Raw genomic sequence first — 18,101 nt, 5'->3', positions numbered from 1 at the left:
TTTCCTCGATTTGAGGGAAACATATAATTACTCCGTACGACCCATCTACCAGTATGACCGCTACTGTCGTGAGCGAGGTCAACCGACCCTACGTGCCGACGGGCGGGGCGAAACTGACCGCTGAGATCGAAGTCGAGCCCGGACGGCTGGAGGAACCACCCACGCGACAGATTGCCCTCTGTATCGACGCCAGTGGGTCGATGGCCGGCGACGACATCGAGCAGGCACGCGCCGGCGCTGAATGGGTCTTCGGGCTACTCGACGAAGACGATTACATCTCGATCATCGCCTTCGACAACGAGGTTACGACGGTACTTGCGCCGACGCGGTGGGGAACTGTTTCGCGCGACACGGCAGTGGACGCGGTCGCTGACATCTCCGCTGGTGGGGGCACTGATATGTACAGCGGCCTGCTGGAAGCGAAGGCGTCCCTGCAGGATTTACCGACCGACGAGAACACGGCCCGTCGAGTCCTGCTCCTCTCTGACGGGAAGGACAACTCACATGCCCCGGAAGCGTTCGGGACGTTAGCGCGCGAAATCGACACCGAGGGTATCAGAATCAAGGCGGCCGGCATCGGGAGCGACTACCGCGAGGAGACGATCCGGACGCTCGGGACCGTTGCCCGCGGCGAATGGACACATCTGGATGCCGCCGGCGACATTGAGTCGTTCTTCGGCGATGCAGTCGAGGAGGCCGGGACCGTTGTCGCTCCCGACGCTCGTCTCGAACTCGACGTGGCTGACGGTGTCGAGGTGAGCGAGGTGTACCGTTCGCTCCCACAGACTCAGTCTGTGAACCCCGATTGGGAGGACAACACGGCCGTCGTGCCGCTGCCCGACCTGCTTGACCGAGAGACCCAGCGGGTCGTGCTAAAGATACACGCTCCGGCCAGCGACCCGCAAGACGCCGTGTCACTGGCGGATGTCACGCTGCACGCCGGCGGCGAGACGACGCGGGAATCAATCACCGTTGACTACACCGACGACGAGACGAAACTGGCCGAACACAACGAACAGGTCGACGTGGACCACCGACAGACCGTTATCAAGACGGAACTCGGCAAGGGCAACGTCGCCGAAGCCCAGACCCAACTGGAGCGGATGACGCGCATCCACGGCGAGGACACTGAGGCCGTCCAGACAGCCGAGCGGGAGACGCGTATCGTGATGGAAGGCGGGCGCAAGGAGCAAAACAAGGCGACGAAAATCGTCACCGACGAGGGCATCCAGAAGTGACCGTCCTAATCTGCGGTGTCGGTAGGACCGCTACCGGTCGGGGAAACGGGTAAGTCATGACCTGGGAACCTGAGAGCGGTGATGTCATCACCGGCCAGTACAAACTCGAGGAGTTCCTCGGCAAAGGGGGGTTCGCAAAGGCGTTCCGCGCTACAGACATCGACAGCGGCGAGTCCGTCGCCGTGAAATATCCCAACTACACCGAATCCCAAAACAACCCCGACATCATCGAGGAGTACTTCAAAAAGGAGGTCGGCTCACTGGAACGCATCCGCCGGGCCGGCGGCCACGAGAACGTGATGGACTACTACGACCAGGTCACAGAGCGCGACGTTCCGTTTCTGGTCGTCCAGCTAATCGTCGACGGGATCGAACTCGACGAAGTCATCGACCAGCACGGTCCAATCGACGACAGCGAACAGGTCCGTCAGATTGGTATCGACCTCTGTGACGCGATGGGCTTTCTCCACGAGAACGAGATCGTCTACCGGGACCTGAAACCGGAGAACGTGATGCTCACGCCCGATATCACGCCTACACTAATCGATTTCAATACTGCGACGGGCTTCGATGCGACCGAGGATCCGTCCTCCGGGAACACCGGGACGACGATTCTGGGGCCGTTCAAGCCCCGGGAAGTCGCAGAGGCCAGTCGAACCGACGTTCGGCAGGGCCCCTGGTCGGACGTGTATTCTATCGGCAAAATACTCTTGTTCCTGCTCAAGGGGAGCGTCCCGAAAAAGGACGGCGTGAACCCGCAGGCGTTCGGAGCCAACTGCGACGATTATCTGGCTGAAATTGTCGAGCGGGCCACACAGTCACACTATCGTGACCGATACCGGAACGCGACGGTTCTCAAAGAGGTCCTCGAACGGCGAGACCCAACACCGCCCGCGACGGCGTCAGTGACATATATTCAGGCAGACAGGCAGTTCACTGTCGAACCGGGCGACACTATCGGGCGACAGGGCGCGAGTGGTCCCCCGGCATCGATAACAATCGAGGACCCGCAGGGAGAGTACATCTCCTCAGTACAGGTACAGTTTGATATCGAGGACGGCGAGTGGTCCCTCCACGACCGAAGTCTCAATGGGACGTTCGTCCAGAAAGGGGCGGGCTGGCAGCGGGTCCTCTCCGAACCCGGACGCAACCGTCTGCGCTCCGAGGGAGAGGACCCGACTGACAGACACGGCAACGTGCCCCCCGAGTCGGTGACACTCACTGACGGCGATCTGGTATCGCTGGTTCATCCGACCTACGGGGTTACGTTCGAGTTCCATCCGGAGGAGTCATGAGATACAGCACGAACTACGACATCGGCGACAGGAAGCGAGGGCAGGGAATCAACGAGGACAGCGTCTCTCTGACGGTGTTCGAGGAGGGCCATCGGGACGGCTACCGCGGGCAAGACAGACCGCAGTCGCAGGACACGGCCACAGCAGACGGCGACGAGACGGCGGACGTGACAGACGAGACAGCCGGTACTGAGACGGCGGCGTATACGGCTGCCGACACGGACGGCGCTGACATTGACGACGGAGATACGTCCGAACCCGATGGCACCGAACAACCGATGAACCGCTCGGCCGGTGTGTTCGTGGTCGCTGACGGGGCCGGCGGGCACGACGCCGGCGACATCGCGTCGTACATCACGACGACCATCGTGGCTGAACACCTTGCTCCCGTGGCGATTCGAACGGCCCGGAGCTATCCCGGTGACTTCGATGTCGATGTCGCCCGTGATGTCCTCCCGGACCCGCCCGGTGAGCGGGAACTCGAAACTGCCGTGGCAGAGGCGATTACGGCTGCCCACCGTGAGATCATCCGGTACGCAAACGAGACCGGGACACAGTCCTACACGACGGTTGTCGCAGGGATCTACGCCGACGGCAAACTCCATTATGGCTGGGTCGGTGATAGTCGGGCCTACGTCGTCAACAGTGCCCGTGAGACGATCTCGCCGCTGACCAGAGACCACGCCGTCGTTCAGGAGTGGGTCGACAGCGACGAAATCGACCCTGTTGAGGCACATGTCCATCCCAACGGGAACGAAATCACACGCGCGCTGGGTGGGTCCGGCTATGAGGACCCCGACGAGGCGACTGTCGGGGTGGACACGCGAACAGTCAGGCTGTACGCAGAAGACACGGTGCTGGCGACCAGCGACGGACTCATCGATGCACAGACCGACGCGCCGGAACTGTACGAGGAGTACGTCGATTCGGACCACGCCGATTCAGTGGCCGAGCGTATCCGCGAAGCAGCCGTCACCGACGACGAGATCCGTGACGTGATCCTCGATGCATCGTCCCTCGACGCGGCGAGTCAGGAATTCATGTCACTGGCAAACGACCGCGGTGGGAAAGACAACATCTCGGTGCTCCTGTTTGCCGACAGTGCGCTCCCAGAAACACCGGAAAGCGGTGGGATGCCAGTTCGAGACATTGACCCTGACCTCGATATTTCCGAACGTGACACCGTGATTATGACAGACGAGTAGAGAGAAAGTTTCGTGGGACAAGTATTTTATTTCTCGACTCTGTAGGACCTAACGAAACCCATGCCTGAATCCGACCGTACGGTAAAATGCCCCATATGCGACGAGGACTTTGATCCGACAGTCGCGGGCGGATGGTGCACAAATCCGGACTGTGGTGAGTGGAAACACACTGACGAAAGCGCTGCTGATTTTGACACCGATGATGGGGTGCCGGACGATGCCGACCTGATACCGGAAGGCACGGACAAGGCGGACCCGATGGATGGCCGGTCGGTGGAGGCTAGCGACGAAACCGAGTCTCAGGACGGGCACACTGTCGACGATGATAGCGTCGACGAAGTCTCGGAGGATGAGGTCTCGGACACTGGGGCAGCCGAGGCCGGAGACGAGACGGCGGAGACAGCGGAGACGGCGAAAACTGCGGAGACAGCGGAGACGGCGGAAACCGCGGAGACAGCGACGGAATACGAAACTGAAGCCGACACTGGTACCGAGGCAGAACCCGGTGAGGCCGACGGCACCTCGGACCAATCCGGCAGTGACTCCGATGTGGACGACGAGCTATCCGACGAAGCTCAGGAGGCAGATAACGACGGGGCGACGATTAGCTGTCCGGACTGTGACTGCGAACTCGACGCCGACGCGAATTTCTGTGTCGCCTGCGGTGCCGACGTACAGGACATTACACCGGGAGACGACGACTTGCTTGACGCGTGCCCGTCCTGTGACATCGCTGTCGACGACGATGCCAGCTTCTGTGTCAACTGTGGGGAAGATTTAGACGCGCATCGCGGCGGACGTGACACGTCGACGGCTGATTCGACAGAAGGGTCGTCAACCGACGACGAGACAGAGCGTGAGTCAGCAGCCACGGGCAACGCCGTCGACACGCTCGCGTCACAGTCCACCGACGACGCGACTGTACCGGACAAACTTGTCCTCTCGGTCGAAGGTCGAGACATCACCGTCGAAGACGGGGACCGCATCGGTCGGGAGATCCGGGCCGCGCTACTGGACGCCGGGCGACCGGAAGACGAGGCGGTTCGGATCCACCGCGAACACGTCCGGTTCGACCGCCAATCAGAAGGATACTATCTTGTTGACCTTGGGGACAACCCGACGCGACTGAACGAGACCCAGTTGCAGAAAGGCGACCGTGAACCGATCCAACCGGGCGATGAACTTGAACTATCGGGTGTCGCAACGATGACAATTCAGGCGGCATGACCACCCACAGTTAAGCGGTCGGTCGGAAAATATCAGGCTGATGGAGCGTGGTCGACTGGGGTTGGAACTCCGCGAGTCCGCCGCACTACTGCGAGCTGAGACCTGGCTGTTTGTGGGTGTGGGCTTGGCATGGCTCATCTACGGTGGCTGGGTGCTCGCGACGGGGCTGCTGCTGGCGCAGTTCCCCGGACTCGAACGTACTGTTTTTGCGACACTTACTGGCCAAACTGTCTCGCTGCGAACTGTGCTTGCCGCGGGTCTCTGGCTCGTCGGTCCGTCACTGGCGACTGTCGTCCTTGTCAACCGACGGCTTCGGAACAGCTACGGCAACCTCGCCGACGCGTATCGACTGGACCACCCAAGCCTGTTGCTCACTATCCCCGGCAGTGTGCTCCTCGGCTGCCTGCTGGTGAGTCTCACTCTCGGGCAGCGGCGTCTGCTCACGGTCATTGCGCTCTTCGGAACAGTGCATTTGGTCGTCCGGACCGTCGCCTACGGCCATCGCGTGTACACAGTTTCGGTCCCCGCATTCCTGTCGCTGCTGGTGTTTGTGAGCGCAGTCTCGCTTAGTACTGGATGGCTGGTCCAGACGGTCACCGCACCCGGCGTATCGTCGGCACTGTCCCCGTGGCTGACTCGGGCCGGCGTTGGTCCTGTGGCTGAGACAGCGCTCCAACTGACGGGCGTCCAGCCATCGCAGGCCACACCCCTCTTCATTGCCGTCCCCGGCGTGCTGGCGAGTGCATATCTCTTCCTCCAGTTGCTCGCCGGGACCACTGTCAGAATCCGCGCGCCACTTTCGAACCCACAGCGCCGTCCGGACCAGCGGTTCCCGATTATGCCACCGGTCGGCGGCTCACAAAACGGCGGCGAGAGTCCGACTGCCGAACGGGCTGCGGACGCTGCCCCGGACTCCCGGGAACAGACTGGGGAGGGAGCCGACACCGTAGATACTGGTAGCGACGAAGAGCCATCGGGACACACCGGGACTCGAGTGTTTTCGCCCGACGAGGTCCCAGCGGCGGAGCCGCCCGCTCACGAATCGGTACAGGACAACGCGCAGTCATCGGGAGATGGCGAAGAACCGGAGATGGCAGTCGACGACAGCGGGACAGACACGGACTCGGAGGCGGCCGGGACCGACGATACGAATGAGGGCGCCTCAGCAACCGACGAAGCGTGGATGGACGACACGTCCGTCTTCACGCCGGGCGGCCGCGATGCCGGCCAGTCGTACTGTAGCGAATGCGGCGAGTCGCTGTCGCCCGACGCTGACACCTGCCCGTCCTGTGGCGACCCCGTTGACGGGTGAGGCGGTCAGCGGTTCGAAACGGGGATGTCACCGAGCGCGACGGTATACTGTGTCGACTGCACTGATTCCCCGTCTGGATACACGAACACCGTTACAGCGACGGTATCCGGGCGCTCGCCAGGCGGGAGTAGCCACGACTGCGTTACGTCGTCAGTTCCTCCCACTGGTAGCTGTCCTGTGCTTGCGGTGTCCGCAACCGTCTCTCCGTTGCGGGTGGTAACGCTGTCAAGACGAACTGCTGCGGGGTCTAACCCAGTGTTCGTCACGTTCACTGCGAGCGTGAACCGCCACCCATCGTCAGCGGTGACGACAGACGCCGCATCGATGCGGGCTGAGACGTTGGCGGATTCCAGAATCGGGTCACCGACGCCGGCACCGGCCTCTGCCGCTGTCGGCGTTTCAGGGACTGCTTCACCTCCGGTGTCCCCCATCAAGTGATGCCCCATCATACTTCCGAAGGTAACGACCTCGATGAGGATCGGCAAGCCGATTCCAACGATGATGAGGAGTCGTAGCAGCGTTTTCTGCTCCGGACCGTCGATGTCGTCAAACATGATGAGAGAGTAGTGAAGTGGTGTTAGACCGGGATCGGTGGGCTACCGGGCGCGAATAGGCCATCAGCGACCATGCTGGCGAGTGGCGGCCCGTAGGCGATGGCGATGAGCAGCAGTGCAATCGCCGTCCAGAGCTTGTAGTTGTCCAGAATACGCGGGCTGTGGTCCGCGCCGGATAGCGGCTCCGGGATGTTGCCGTTGACCGATAGCGTCCCACCACGGCGAGCGAGCAGGGTGTCGGCCATGACGATGAGGAACATCGCCGCGCCGACGAACAGTAGGAAGCCGCCGATGGCAATCTGGATTCGCATCTCGCCGACTGTCCCGGCGACGGCCTCGAACGCGAACTCGTCGTACGTCGGTTCGGCAGTCCGTCGTGGGATGCCGGCGAGGCCGGCCCGGTGCATGGCGTTCGACATCACTGCCATACCCACGAACCAGACATACGGCTGAGCTGAAGCAAGGCTCCGCTGTCGGAGTTTCTTCCCGGTGATCTGTGGGACCAGCCAGTAGCTGATCGCCATCGCCGTCAGTGCGAACGCAGTCCCAACGGTGAGGTGGAAGTGGCCGGGCACCCAGATGGTGTTGTGGATGAGGTAGTTGATGTTCATCCCGGCGTTGATCATGCCGGAGAACCCACCCGCTGCGAACATCAGGCCGGCGAGCATACAGCCAGCAAAGGCCGGCTTGCCCCACGGCAGATTCCGAAGCCAGGAGAGGTAGCCCTTTGCACCCCGCTGGCGAGCCCCGTGTTCAACCGAGGCGACCACGGTAAACGCGGTCAACAGCGAGGGCAACAGCAAGAACATCGTATTCGTCATCGCGATGAACTTGTACCCTGATGGAATACCAGGGTCGGTGTACTGGTGGTGGAAGCCGACCGGGGTTGAGAGCAGCAGGAATGCGACGAAGACCACGCGAGCCAGCGGGTCACTGAACAGTCGCCCGCCCGCCAGCTTCGGTAGGATCGTGTACCAGACGAGGTACGCCGGCATAAGCCAGAAGTACACGACTGGGTGGCCGAAGTACCAGAACAGCGTCCGCGTCAGCAGCGGGTCGACATTCTGGATGAGCCCGAGCGACCACGGAATGAGGAAGGCGACGACCTCCACGGCGACGCCGATGGTGGAGACGTACCACATCAGCATTGTCGTCAGGACCATGAACGTCTGCAGGGGAATGCGTTCGTCCGGGTTCTCAGACCGCCAGTCCCACAGGGACTTGAAGTACGCGAGGCCAGCAACCCATGAGCCGACGATGATGAGCGCGGCGCCGATGTAGAACGCCGGATGTGCCTTCATCGGGGCGTAGAAGGTAAACAACACATCCGCTTTGAGGTCGTGACCCAGAATCGACGGCGCACCGACGAGACCGCCGATGATGGACACGGCCGCAAGCACTGTCCCCGTGAGCATTATCCAGAAGGCTGACCAGGCGATGCGCTGTGGCAGCTCCCGTTCGAGGCTGCTAGCGACAGCCCATGTGAACAGCCCCGCGATGAAGAACGTCGTAAATACGAGCGCCAGCAAGACACCGTGGCCCGTCAGAATCGTGTAGTAGTCCGCAGAACTAATGAATCCGCGGAACACGCCGGTTCGATGGAGCGCCTGAATGACGCCAAATAACGCACCGATCCCAAGGGCGACAAACGCCACAATGAACTCGCTCCGGACGAGTTTCGACGTTTTCGGATAGGAGTCGACGAACACCATTACTGATCCGCCTCCTCCTGCGCCTGTGCATCAGCTGCGGACTGGTCGATGTTCTCCTGTTGCATATCGTACTCCTCTGGCGGAACGACTTCGACGGAGCCACCCATCGTGTGATGGGCCGCCCCACAGTATTCGTGACAGATAAGACCGTAGCTACCGGGCTCGTTGAACCGGGCCGTGACTTCTGAGACCTGTCCCGGAATGACCATCGTGTTGATGTTGGTCTCGACTACGGAGAAGCCGTGGACCACGTCTGCACTGGTCACCCTGAACGTTACGTTGGCCCCTGCGGGCACTTGGATCGGATTGTCCCCGCTCCCTGGAGCGAACTGGAACTGTCGGGCGACGACGTACACGGTGTACTGATCGTCGCCCGTTTTGACGACACCGGGGTCGTCAAACTGGGTGCCAGTGTTCCCGTTCTGTACCGCTTGCGCACTTATCTGTCCGCCCGAATCGTCAACCATCCCGACACCGACGCCGACCGATCCGTAGGCGATGGTCGCAATGAAACCGACGATGAGCAGTATCGCTGCACCGAGCCAGATCTTTTCGAATCTATGAACCTGCATGGTATCAACCCATTATCGAGACGCGGCCGAGGAACTCGACGAAGTACATGAACACCCACAGCAGGCCGATCAATACGAAGTAGAAGGCGACCAGCGCCGCCGTTCCCTTCGGGTCGTACTCGTCGTGGCCCAGTTCGACAGCCGGTTCAGTTTCTGCAGCCTCTTCAACCGGCTCCGGGCCGGTCGCCCGCTGCAGTTCGCCACCTTCACCCGTCTGTGGTGGCCGCCCGTTCTGGCGGCGTCGCATCGCGACGGCAAACAGCAGCGGCGAGAAGAACGCCAGCAGGACCGAGCCTGAGAGAAGCCACTGCGGGCCCGAGAGTTCGATACCGCCACCCTCCTGTCCGCTTTCGCCCCCACTGCCGCTCCCGCTGCCATCGAGCGGGCCACCGACAACGACAGCGCCCTTCATCCCGAGCGTTTTGTGGGGGGCGCAGACGTACTTGTACACGCCCATCTCTTCGAATGTATGGCTGTAGGTGGTCCCCGCTTCGCTGACTGGGTCACCGGAGTTAAGCGGGCCGTCACCGTCCGAGACGACGTTGTGGCCGCCGCCTTCGCCGGTCCAGGACCACGTCACTTCGGTTCCGGGTGTCACCCGAACCGCGGGCGGGTCGAAGGCGAACGCGCCGTTGTTGCCCTGTGCACCGACCGAGATTTCGACGCTGTCGGCGTCGGTCCTGTCGACGGTCGTCCCGTCGTAGTTCGAGACGTTATCGAACCAGCCGCCGTAATCAGGGTTCTCGGGTGGGCCTTGCTGCTGTTGCCCGCCGGAGCCGCCGTCACCGGAGCCACCGGGCCGAACGACGACTGCACCTTTCATCCCGAGGGCTTCGTGGGGGATGCAGACGTACTTGAACATCCCCTCTGACTCGAAGGTGTGGCTGTAGGTCGTTCCAGCTTCGCTAACTGCGCTTCCAGAGTCAAGCGGGCCGTCACCGTCCGAGACGACGTTGTGTCCGCCGCCTTCGCCGCTCCACTCCCAGACGACCTCTGTGCCCGGGCTGACCATTACTGCGGGCGGGTCGAAGGCGAACGCGCCGTTGTTCCCCTGCGCGCCGACGGTGATCGTAACGGTGTCTTGGCCTCGCTTGTCGGCGGTCCCGTCGTAGTTCGAAACGTCATCGAACCAGCCGCCGTAGTCCGGTTCCTCCTGTGCTGTCGCCGTGCCGGTCGCGGCCAGCGCCGCTGTCCCGGCCGCGGCACCGACGAACTGTCGCCGACTCAGCGCCATTGTCGCACCCCCACCGCATCGTGCGAATCTGGCAGCTGGCTGCTTCTAGCTTCGTGCCGTACCATATCTGGGAGAATAGCAGATTACCTAAAAAAACCCCTGATGGTGTTTTCAGTCGTCAGGAACGACCCACTCGTTTTTATAACCCCTCCAACGTACGGCCATGTATGTCTGCGTCAAGCCCTCGGCTCGTAACGTTGCTGGCGCTGCTCGGACTCGCGCCGGTCGCGTACTATATGCAGGGAACCGGCCGCTCCATCGTCGCGCTTTCGCTGCTCAGCGTCGTCATCATCGCCGGCAGTCTGTTCCTGATGACAAAACCAACAGAGTCGAATCCCGTCTGATATGCAGTTCGGGACGGCGGGGCTGAGTTCCGGTGAGACGGCCGGCCTCGCAGCGTTCGTTGGACTCGGGCTCGTCGGGAGCGTCCATTGCCTCGGGATGTGTGGACCGCTAGTCACTACCTACGCCGATAGACTTGACGATGGCGGGCCGGTGTCCGGCCACGAAATACGCCAACACGCGCTGTTCAACGCCGGCCGGACGCTGAGCTACGCGTTCGTCGGGACCGTGCTTGGCGCTGCCGGCAGTGTGTTGTACGATGTCGCCGGCCTGGCACGCCTCGGGACCGCTGTCCGGGGGACCGTCGGGGTGTTCGTCGGCCTCGCTATCATCACCGTTGGGCTGGGGTATCTCTCCCGTGGCCGCGCCGTCGATGTGGCCCGGTCGCTCCCGCTAGTCGGGGACCTGTTCCAGCGGCTCTCCGCCTCGCTCGTCGCCAGGGTCGATCGGTGGGTCGACGGCCCGGGGATGGTCGCACTGGGCGCGATGCACGGCTTGCTCCCCTGTCCGCTGCTCTACCCGGCGTTCCTCTACGCGTTTGCGACCGGCTCTGCGTTCACCGGCGGGCTCTCGCTGGCCGCGCTTGGCCTCGGGACGTTTCCGCTAGTGTTCGCCTACGGGACCGCATTCGGCACGCTGTCGCCGGGCCATCGCGCAACGCTACACCGGGCGCTCGGTGTGGTTTTCATCGCGCTGGCGCTCGTCCCGCTATCGAACGGGCTGGCGGCGTTCGGCATCGCCATCCCGAAACCACCCCTGCCGATGCCCTGGACATGACTCACTGTACGCTCTGTGACTTGCCGGTCGATGCGCCGGTCACTGACGACGCGGTCGAGGGGACGTTCTGCTGTCGCGGCTGTCTGGAAGTCGCACGGACGCTCGACGACCCGGCGACGGAAACCCGCGACGCCGCCGACACGGGCCCCGACCCGGACGACGCCGACGGCGAGACGGCTTTCGTTTCTGTCGACGGGATGCACTGTGCGACCTGCGAGACGTTCCTCGAAGCGCGGGCCACAGACCACGACGGCGTCGCCGCCGCGGCCGCCAGCTACCCGACAGGGACGATGAAACTCACCTACGACGCCGACGCGCTCTCGGAGTCGGACCTCACCGAGGTAGTGGCCGGCACCGGCTACGACGCCAGCCTGCAGGCCACGGAAACCGACGACGAGTACGAACTCGAGGGGCGTCTCATCGTCGGCGGCTTCTTCGGGATGATGACGATGCTGTGGTACATCCTCTTTCTCTACCCGGCCTACCTCGGCGTCGATTCGTCCCTGTTGCTGTTCGACCCCTCAGGGCAGGCGGGGGACTACCTGCTGTGGAACATGGCCGTGATGACCGGCGTCGTCGTCGGCTACACCGGGTGGCCATTGCTCCGTGGGGCGTACGTCAGCCTCCGCGCTGGTCGGCCGAACATGGACTTACTCGTCGCGATGGCTGCTGTGACAGCCTTCCTCTACAGCGTCGTCGCTGTCATTCTGGGACATACAGAGGTGTACTTCGACGTGGCGACGGTCATCGTCATGGCCGTCTCGGTCGGCGACTACTATCAGGACCGGGTCCGGCGACGCGCGCTGGACCGCCTCACGGAGTTCACGACACAGCGGGCCGATAGCGCTCGGCGACGCACCGACGGTGGTCATGAAGAGGTCGACGTGGGGGCACTGTCGGCCGGCGACGATGTCGTCGTCCGCTCCGGCGAGCGAATCCCCGTCGACGGGACTGTACTTGAGGGGACTGCTGCTGTCGATGAGTCACTCGTCACCGGCGAGTCGCTGGCCGTCAGGAAGACCGACGGCGACGAGGTTATCGGGGGGTCGCTGGTGACGCAGGGCGGCATCGTCGTGCGAGTCGGGCCGGACGCCGAGAGCACTGTCGACCGGTTAACGAACCTGCTGTGGGAGGTCCAGAGCACGCGCGGCGGCGTTCAGCGGCTGGTCGACCGCATCGCTGCCGTCTTCGTTCCACTGGTGGTCGTTCTGGCTGTACTCGCCACCGGCGGACACCTCGTCGCTGGCGCAAGACTGACGGACGCGATGTTGACCGGGCTGGCGGTGCTCGTGGTCTCCTGTCCCTGTGCGCTGGGGCTGGCGACGCCGCTTGCAACCGCGGCCGGAATCCGTCGGGCGCTCGACGGCGGAACCGTCGTCACCGGTGACGCGGTATTCGAGACGGCGACCGACGCGGACGTGGTCGCCTTCGACAAGACGGGCACACTGACGACCGGCGAGATGGAACTGCTGGAGCGGGCCGACGAGGGAGCGATGGCCCGGGCGGCCGCAGTCGAGCAGTTCGCGGAGCATCCCGTCGCCGAGGCCGTGACGGACGCCGTCCCGGTCCCGGACGTGGATGTCTCCGGGTTCGAGCAACATCCGGGTCAGGGCGTCAGTGCGACGGTTGACGGTGACCACGTCGTTGTTGGGACGCAAGCACTGTTCGACGACCTCGGGTTCGACGTGCCTGCCAACCTCCGAAGCCGGTGTGAACGCGCGACCGAGAACGGGCGTGTCCCGGCGCTGGTCGGCTGGGACGGCGAAGCGCGAGACGTACTTGTTGCGGGCGACAGGCTCCGCTCGCACTGGGAGTCAGTCGTCTCGACGCTCGCTCGCGACCGCGACGTGGTTGTCATCACCGGCGACCGGCCCGAAGCCGCCACCCCGTTCAAGCGCCACGACGGCGTCGACGAGGTGTTCGCCGGGGTACCGCCCGAGGCGAAAGCCGAAGTCGTCGAGCGGTTGCAATCTCGCGGGACCGTCGCAATGGTCGGCGACGGGAGCAACGACGCCCCGGCGCTGGCTGCCGCCGACGTTGGCATCGCCATGGCGTCGGGCACGTCACTGGCCGCCGATGCGGCAGACGCGGTCGTAACGACGGACGACCTGCGGGCCGTCCCCGACGTGTTCTCAGTGACGGCCGCAACCCGTACGCGGGTCCGCCAGAACCTCGCGTGGGCGTTCTGTTACAATGCCGTGGCGCTCCCGCTCGCGCTGCTTGGCGTCCTGAACCCGCTGTTTGCGGCCCTGGCGATGACGGCTAGCAGTCTGCTCGTCGTGGGGAACTCCACACGGACGCTGGCAGGCACAGCCTCACACGGCGAGGCGAGTGCCGATGGACCGGCTACGCCACAGCAACCAGCAGCGGCCGACTGACACCGGCTGTCGATTGCTGTCTTGCCAGCGACTGCTGAATGTTTGTTATTTGGTACCGTGTCTGAAACAGATTTAATATATCACCGGTTCTGGTCACATATACGTCGCTTTCACCGACGTGGTGACCCATGACCTACGCAATTCCCGTTCCCGCGCCAACGTCGTTCGCTCGCTGGCTGTACAGCGGGCGGTCGGCCATCGAACGTAGCCTTGACGCTACGGTCGGGTATGCATCCCTTATCGGGGAACGGGCCGCCGCGGACACCCGTCCGGTGAAGATTCCGCCCGTGGCATCATAGACTGGTTCGCCGCCGTGGGACCGGCGTCCCACTCACGGACGTCGCACTGCGGCGGGGATTCGATCGGGCTCACTGTCGAGCGGCGGGGCTCTACCCCCTTTGGCCGCTCCGTCTGAGAGGCCTGCACCGCCCAGTGTGGTCTGTCGGTGTGTCGCCACTCTCCCCTGAGCCTGTACTGTATCGTGACACTCTCTCGCTGTCCAGCCTTTGGGTTCCCCATCGTCTCGGTGTGGGAATCCGCCGGCCGCTCCCGGCCGGACGTACGTGCCCGCCACCCGCGCAGTCCCCGACCGACGCGACTCAATTGGCGAGTGCCCTCTCGGCCCGGTTCGACTCCGGCTGTCGGCGTTATGTCGCTGCAGGCGACTCCCCCGACCGAGGTATCGGCCGACGTATCACTGCGCGTTCCGCGTGGCGGGTCCGAGACCCTCGAAGCCGGTGTCGCCGGCGTCCTCGCGGCCGTCGACGGCGTCGAAGACGTGGCTGTCGACCGCGTGACTAGCGTTCGACCCACCTGGACGGATATCCGGGTCGACGCCGACGTGTCGCTGACGCTGCAGGTCGACGACGATCGGAACACAGCGGACGGCCGCACCGAACTCCTGCAAGCAGGGTTCGGCGTGATGGCAGTCAACCGTGTCGACGTGACTGGTGACGCGTAAGCGAAGCCCTCCACTCCGCCCTGCCTTCCCGAATGTCCCAACCGGACCCGGGCTCTCGCCCGGCGCTGGTTCAATTCCTGCCGGGAAGTCCACACGTATGCACGGGATATACCTCGCCGCTGTCATCGGTAGGCGGCGACGCGACTCGAAGAGCCGAGCACAGTCACGCCGCACTCGGCGGCTGTAGCCGCCGGGATCGGTCGCAGTCGTTCCTGATCCCGGATTGGTCTGCCGTCACCGTGTGGCCGAGACTGTAAGATACTGAAGCGCGAAGCACGAGGCATGACGTTCCATACGTCCGACGACCGCTGGCTTGATGTGCCGGTCGAGACGGTGTTCGCGTTCATGGACGAGCCGTCGAACCAGGCGGCCGTCACGCCGAGTCTGTCTCGCGCCGAACGTATCGAACGCCTACTGAACAGTGGCAACCGCGCCGCCTACGAGTACGAGATGTTCGGGCTCACCTTCACCGGCGAGGTCCGCGCGACGACCTACGAACCGCCCGAGCGCATCGTCTACGAGATGCGCGGCGACCTGACGGGGCGGATCGCTTGGCGGTTCGAACCTGAGGACGGTGGCACACGGCTCACGTACACGGCCGACTACGAGGTTCCCGGCCCGCTTCCGGAGTTCCTCCTCGCGCCGCTCATCCGCTGGTATAACCGCCGAGAGGTCCGAAAACTTCTGGAAAACGTCGCCGAGGCAGTCGAAGGGGAGGAACAAGTCGTCGCTGGGTCGCTGTCGTAACTGCGCTACTCGTCGGTCCAGAGCGCGTCCGAAAGCGTCCGCTGGACCGCCTCTTCGCCGACAGCTGTGGCAAGCGTCTCGAAGCCGCTGCGCTCAACGGGGTCGTTCGAGTTCGCGACCAGTCGGGAGACGATGAACTCTGGCGTCGATCTGCCAACAGTGCCAAACCGGGGCTGATAGTCGACCTGGAGTTCGAGATCCTGATTCAGCCCTTCGGCGAAGATGCCGTCGGTTCGGGCCTCAACAGGCAGCGGTTCGAGGTCGTCCGCGAGGTGGGTGACGAACACGCCTAGAGCGTCACGGTCGACGGTCAGCGTCACGAGCCCGTGGAGCAGGTCGGCGGCGGAGCCGGGCTCGGTGATGGCCTCGAACTCGTCGACAAGCATCAGCGTCCGGTCGCTCTCAGTCAGCGGCGGGACGACCGAGCGCAGCGTCGATTCGAGGACGCCGGCGTTGAACGATGCGTGCCGCCGGTGGAAGACGACGGTGTCGACGATGCCCACCTCTGCGGCCTCGGCGGGGACCGGCAGCCCCATCTGGGCCAGCAGTTGCACCTGACACAGCGTCTCCAGCAGGGTCGTCTTCCCGCCGGAGTTTGCGCCAGTCAGGACAGCCACCCGGTCGCCGCTGGGCGGCTGGTTCGCCCGGTCCAAATCCAGCGTGTGGTCGCCGATAGCGTAGGTGACCGGCTGGACGCTCTCCACGTCCGCGATGGTGAGGTTCCTGGCCTGTTTCACCGCAATCGTCTTGCGGTCCTCGACAAACTCGGGCCTTGTCAGGTCGAAGGCAATGGCAAAGCGGGCGAGCGAGACGGAGAACGCGATGTCGTCCACCGCTTCGACTGCGGCGTCGATGTCCCCACGAGCGTCCGCGAGGTCGTCTTCCAGCCGGTCGGCGACCGCCTGCTCGCGGTCTTGAAGGTCGCTCCGTAGCGTGCTCCGGAGTTCCCGGAGTGCCACGTCGACGAAGTCCCGCGCGTCAGTCGCCTCTCGTGGCATCGCGTCTCGGATTCGAGCAGTGTCGATGCCTGTCTCGGTCGTGACGTGCCGGACGAGCGCGTCCTGAAACTCGTCGGGCCGCCGCGCACCCTCCTGCACAGCTTCGACAACCTCCATCGATGCCGCCGCGAGATCCTCGATTTGTCCGAGCTGGTCGCGCAGGCGGTCGAGCTCATCGTCAGCCCCTTCGCCGACAGCGTCGCCGTCGCCCGCGAGGCCAGCGAGTGCTGCCCGGCCAGCCGACAGTGACTCCCCGTCGATGGCCGCTAGCGGTTCGAACACGCCGCTCTCGATGCCGGTGTCCCGGAGGGCGAGCGCCACGTCGACCGCGGCCAGTTCTCCCCCGCTAGCATCGTATCCCTCAAACGCATCGAGGACGGCCCCCTGGTCCGCGCCGGAGAGGTTGGCCCATGTGTCCCGCGCTTCGAGTACGTCGTCCAGCCGCTCGTCCATCGCCTCGCGGGTCGGCAGCGGCGTCAGCACCCGGATGCTGTCCGCCGCATCCGCCGTGACCGCGTACTCCTCGGCGAGGTCGAGCAGTTCCTTGTACACGTCGCGGGTGTCTCTGGTGGCGAGCAGGTCCATCGACTCGGCTCCGGTCGCCCGCCGGAGGATACGCGTCGCTCGCCCCCGGGAGAGGCCAGCCGTAGTTAGCGCTCGTGTATCCGCCGACTCGATGGCCTCGATGGCCCGCTCGACGCCCAGCTCCTCGGTGAGCAGTTCGGACGTCTTCGGGCCGATGCCCCAGTACTCCTCCAGTCGCATGCACGGGTGGAGAACGGCGGCCCGCTTAGGCGTTTTCAGTTGTCGGGCTCGTCGTCGTCGATACCGAACCGCTCGTGCAGCGGCCCCGGCTCCCCGCGGGCCTGCCGGTCAGCCCGCCGGGCGGCACGGCGTGCGATGAGCGCTCCCAGTGCCGCCGGAATCGCCAGACCGAGCGACACAAGCGCAGTCTGCTCGGAGACGACTGATGGGCCATCCGACAGGAGGACTTCGTAGCCAACCACAACTACGACCACGGCTACGCCGGCGACGACGAGGTATAGCCCGCGGGCAAGCACCTCACTGGGATTGCGAAGCCGCGAGAGATACGCAGCTGGGCCGAGCCAGCCGGTCAGCAGGACGCCGACGGCCACGGGAAGTGAGAGGTCGCCGACGAGGATGACGACGGCGTACAGCACAAGCGGCGCAATGGCGATACCGAGGGAGAGTCCAGTGAGTGCGACCGCCCACGTTGGCGTACCGGAATCCACCGAATCCAGCGTCTCGGTCAGGCGCTCGTCAAGCATTTCGGTCTGTTCGTCGGTCAGTAGCGATGTGTCACAGTGTGGACAGGCCATCGCTGTGGGCTCCAGCGGCTCGCCACACTCCGGGCAGGCAGGGTCAGACGCGTCACGCCACTCGGCCATATCCCCTTTTACGCACCGAACGGTTTGAGTGACCCGGATAATATCATATAAACAGAATATCGCCCTCAAGGGAGTTGATACTGCACCACAGCGCAGCATGACCCATGCGGCCAAATGCACTGTCGCTGCAGTGGGGTTCC

At 63.9% G+C, this 18,101-nt stretch carries 17 protein-coding genes; 11 read left to right on the top strand and 6 right to left on the bottom strand.

The window, feature by feature from the left end:
- The first annotated feature begins 53 nt into the window (after positions 1–53).
- From RBH20_RS08005 to RBH20_RS07985, 5 genes are read left to right on the top strand one after another with little or no spacing between them, the layout of a single operon-like run.
- A complete protein-coding gene (locus RBH20_RS08005; protein WP_306707298.1) occupies positions 54–1,238 on the top strand; it encodes a VWA domain-containing protein in 1,185 nt (394 codons plus the stop codon).
- A gap of 56 nt (positions 1,239–1,294) precedes the next feature.
- Positions 1,295–2,533 carry an FHA domain-containing serine/threonine-protein kinase gene (locus tag RBH20_RS08000; RefSeq protein WP_306707296.1) on the top strand — a complete coding sequence of 413 codons (1,239 nt, stop codon included), beginning with the start codon at positions 1,295–1,297 and terminating at the stop codon, positions 2,531–2,533.
- Positions 2,530–3,738 carry a PP2C family serine/threonine-protein phosphatase gene (locus tag RBH20_RS07995; RefSeq protein WP_306707294.1) on the top strand — a complete coding sequence of 403 codons (1,209 nt, stop codon included), beginning with the start codon at positions 2,530–2,532 and terminating at the stop codon, positions 3,736–3,738. Before RBH20_RS08000 ends, RBH20_RS07995 begins: the two co-directional genes overlap by 4 nt.
- Before the next feature lie 60 nt (positions 3,739–3,798).
- A complete protein-coding gene (locus RBH20_RS07990) occupies positions 3,799–4,965 on the top strand; it encodes a zinc ribbon domain-containing protein (RefSeq protein ID WP_306707292.1) in 1,167 nt (388 codons plus the stop codon).
- Between the two features lie 40 nt (positions 4,966–5,005).
- Positions 5,006–6,277: a zinc-ribbon domain-containing protein gene (locus RBH20_RS07985; protein WP_306707290.1), complete on the top strand. Its 1,272-nt coding sequence runs from the start codon at positions 5,006–5,008 to the stop codon at positions 6,275–6,277.
- A 5-nt stretch (positions 6,278–6,282) separates the two neighbouring features.
- Here the strand turns inward: RBH20_RS07985 and RBH20_RS07980 are convergent, their stop codons facing one another.
- Genes RBH20_RS07980 through RBH20_RS07965 form a run of 4 tightly spaced genes read right to left on the bottom strand, consistent with a single transcriptional unit; the run spans position 6,283 to position 10,349 of the window.
- A complete protein-coding gene (locus RBH20_RS07980) occupies positions 6,283–6,831 on the bottom strand; it encodes a hypothetical protein (protein WP_306707288.1) in 549 nt (182 codons plus the stop codon).
- A 23-nt stretch (positions 6,832–6,854) separates the two neighbouring features.
- Positions 6,855–8,543 carry a b(o/a)3-type cytochrome-c oxidase subunit 1 gene (locus RBH20_RS07975; protein ID WP_306707286.1) on the bottom strand — a complete coding sequence of 563 codons (1,689 nt, stop codon included), beginning with the start codon at positions 8,541–8,543 and terminating at the stop codon, positions 6,855–6,857.
- Positions 8,543–9,115 carry a cytochrome c oxidase subunit II gene (locus RBH20_RS07970; RefSeq protein WP_306707283.1) on the bottom strand — a complete coding sequence of 191 codons (573 nt, stop codon included), beginning with the start codon at positions 9,113–9,115 and terminating at the stop codon, positions 8,543–8,545. The genes RBH20_RS07975 and RBH20_RS07970 overlap by 1 nt, the downstream gene beginning before the upstream one ends.
- Positions 9,116–9,119: 4 nt before the next feature.
- Positions 9,120–10,349 carry a halocyanin domain-containing protein gene (locus RBH20_RS07965; protein ID WP_306707282.1) on the bottom strand — a complete coding sequence of 410 codons (1,230 nt, stop codon included), beginning with the start codon at positions 10,347–10,349 and terminating at the stop codon, positions 9,120–9,122.
- A 167-nt stretch (positions 10,350–10,516) separates the two neighbouring features.
- Between RBH20_RS07965 and RBH20_RS07960 the strand changes: the two genes are divergently transcribed.
- From RBH20_RS07960 to RBH20_RS07935, 6 genes are all read left to right on the top strand, one after another.
- Positions 10,517–10,693 carry a hypothetical protein gene (locus RBH20_RS07960; RefSeq protein ID WP_306707280.1) on the top strand — a complete coding sequence of 59 codons (177 nt, stop codon included), beginning with the start codon at positions 10,517–10,519 and terminating at the stop codon, positions 10,691–10,693.
- 1 nt (position 10,694) lies between these two features.
- A complete protein-coding gene (locus tag RBH20_RS07955; RefSeq protein WP_306707278.1) occupies positions 10,695–11,468 on the top strand; it encodes a sulfite exporter TauE/SafE family protein in 774 nt (257 codons plus the stop codon).
- Entirely contained in the window at positions 11,465–13,846 is a 2,382-nt protein-coding gene (locus RBH20_RS07950) for a heavy metal translocating P-type ATPase (RefSeq protein ID WP_306707276.1), read from the top strand. Before RBH20_RS07955 ends, RBH20_RS07950 begins: the two co-directional genes overlap by 4 nt.
- A gap of 128 nt (positions 13,847–13,974) precedes the next feature.
- The gene (locus RBH20_RS07945) at positions 13,975–14,145 is read left to right on the top strand and encodes a hypothetical protein (protein ID WP_306707274.1); all 171 of its coding nucleotides are present in this window, start codon (positions 13,975–13,977) and stop codon (positions 14,143–14,145) included.
- Between the two features lie 350 nt (positions 14,146–14,495).
- Positions 14,496–14,807, top strand: a complete 312-nt coding sequence (locus RBH20_RS07940) for a hypothetical protein (protein ID WP_306707272.1) — start codon at positions 14,496–14,498, stop codon at positions 14,805–14,807.
- 282 nt (positions 14,808–15,089) lie between these two features.
- Entirely contained in the window at positions 15,090–15,554 is a 465-nt protein-coding gene (locus RBH20_RS07935) for an SRPBCC family protein (RefSeq protein WP_306707270.1), read from the top strand.
- 5 nt (positions 15,555–15,559) lie between these two features.
- Here the strand turns inward: RBH20_RS07935 and RBH20_RS07930 are convergent, their stop codons facing one another.
- Both RBH20_RS07930 and RBH20_RS07925 read right to left on the bottom strand, forming a co-directional pair.
- Positions 15,560–17,317, bottom strand: coding sequence for a DNA mismatch repair protein (locus RBH20_RS07930; RefSeq protein WP_306707268.1), 1,758 nt, complete (start codon positions 17,315–17,317; stop codon positions 15,560–15,562).
- Positions 17,318–17,352: 35 nt separating this feature from the next.
- Positions 17,353–17,961, bottom strand: coding sequence for a zinc ribbon domain-containing protein (locus RBH20_RS07925; RefSeq protein ID WP_306707265.1), 609 nt, complete (start codon positions 17,959–17,961; stop codon positions 17,353–17,355).
- Positions 17,962–18,101: the final 140 nt, after the last annotated feature.

The sequence above is a fragment of the Haloarcula sp. H-GB4 genome (assembly GCF_030848575.1).
Classification (GTDB): Archaea; Halobacteriota; Halobacteria; order Halobacteriales; family Haloarculaceae; genus Haloarcula.
Note: the sequence above shows the minus strand (reverse complement) of the source record. Positions and strands in the feature narration are given on the sequence as shown.

What these genes read in the sequence shown, in the direction of transcription:
- RBH20_RS07935 (WP_306707270.1), top strand. Translation starts at nt 15,090, where the DNA reads ATGACGTTCCATACGTCCGACGACCGCTGGCTTGATGTGCCGGTCGAG.
- RBH20_RS07960 (WP_306707280.1), top strand. Translation starts at nt 10,517, where the DNA reads ATGTCTGCGTCAAGCCCTCGGCTCGTAACGTTGCTGGCGCTGCTCGGA.
- RBH20_RS07965 (WP_306707282.1), bottom strand. Translation starts at nt 10,349, where the DNA reads ATGGCGCTGAGTCGGCGACAGTTCGTCGGTGCCGCGGCCGGGACAGCG.
- RBH20_RS07930 (WP_306707268.1), bottom strand. Translation starts at nt 17,317, where the DNA reads ATGCGACTGGAGGAGTACTGGGGCATCGGCCCGAAGACGTCCGAACTG.
- RBH20_RS07970 (WP_306707283.1), bottom strand. Translation starts at nt 9,115, where the DNA reads ATGCAGGTTCATAGATTCGAAAAGATCTGGCTCGGTGCAGCGATACTG.
- RBH20_RS07980 (WP_306707288.1), bottom strand. Translation starts at nt 6,831, where the DNA reads ATGTTTGACGACATCGACGGTCCGGAGCAGAAAACGCTGCTACGACTC.
- RBH20_RS08000 (WP_306707296.1), top strand. Translation starts at nt 1,295, where the DNA reads ATGACCTGGGAACCTGAGAGCGGTGATGTCATCACCGGCCAGTACAAA.
- RBH20_RS07940 (WP_306707272.1), top strand. Translation starts at nt 14,496, where the DNA reads ATGTCGCTGCAGGCGACTCCCCCGACCGAGGTATCGGCCGACGTATCA.
- RBH20_RS07975 (WP_306707286.1), bottom strand. Translation starts at nt 8,543, where the DNA reads ATGGTGTTCGTCGACTCCTATCCGAAAACGTCGAAACTCGTCCGGAGC.
- RBH20_RS07995 (WP_306707294.1), top strand. Translation starts at nt 2,530, where the DNA reads ATGAGATACAGCACGAACTACGACATCGGCGACAGGAAGCGAGGGCAG.
- RBH20_RS07985 (WP_306707290.1), top strand. Translation starts at nt 5,006, where the DNA reads ATGGAGCGTGGTCGACTGGGGTTGGAACTCCGCGAGTCCGCCGCACTA.
- RBH20_RS07925 (WP_306707265.1), bottom strand. Translation starts at nt 17,961, where the DNA reads ATGGCCGAGTGGCGTGACGCGTCTGACCCTGCCTGCCCGGAGTGTGGC.
- RBH20_RS07990 (WP_306707292.1), top strand. Translation starts at nt 3,799, where the DNA reads ATGCCTGAATCCGACCGTACGGTAAAATGCCCCATATGCGACGAGGAC.
- RBH20_RS08005 (WP_306707298.1), top strand. Translation starts at nt 54, where the DNA reads ATGACCGCTACTGTCGTGAGCGAGGTCAACCGACCCTACGTGCCGACG.
- RBH20_RS07945 (WP_306707274.1), top strand. Translation starts at nt 13,975, where the DNA reads ATGACCTACGCAATTCCCGTTCCCGCGCCAACGTCGTTCGCTCGCTGG.
- RBH20_RS07955 (WP_306707278.1), top strand. Translation starts at nt 10,695, where the DNA reads ATGCAGTTCGGGACGGCGGGGCTGAGTTCCGGTGAGACGGCCGGCCTC.
- RBH20_RS07950 (WP_306707276.1), top strand. Translation starts at nt 11,465, where the DNA reads ATGACTCACTGTACGCTCTGTGACTTGCCGGTCGATGCGCCGGTCACT.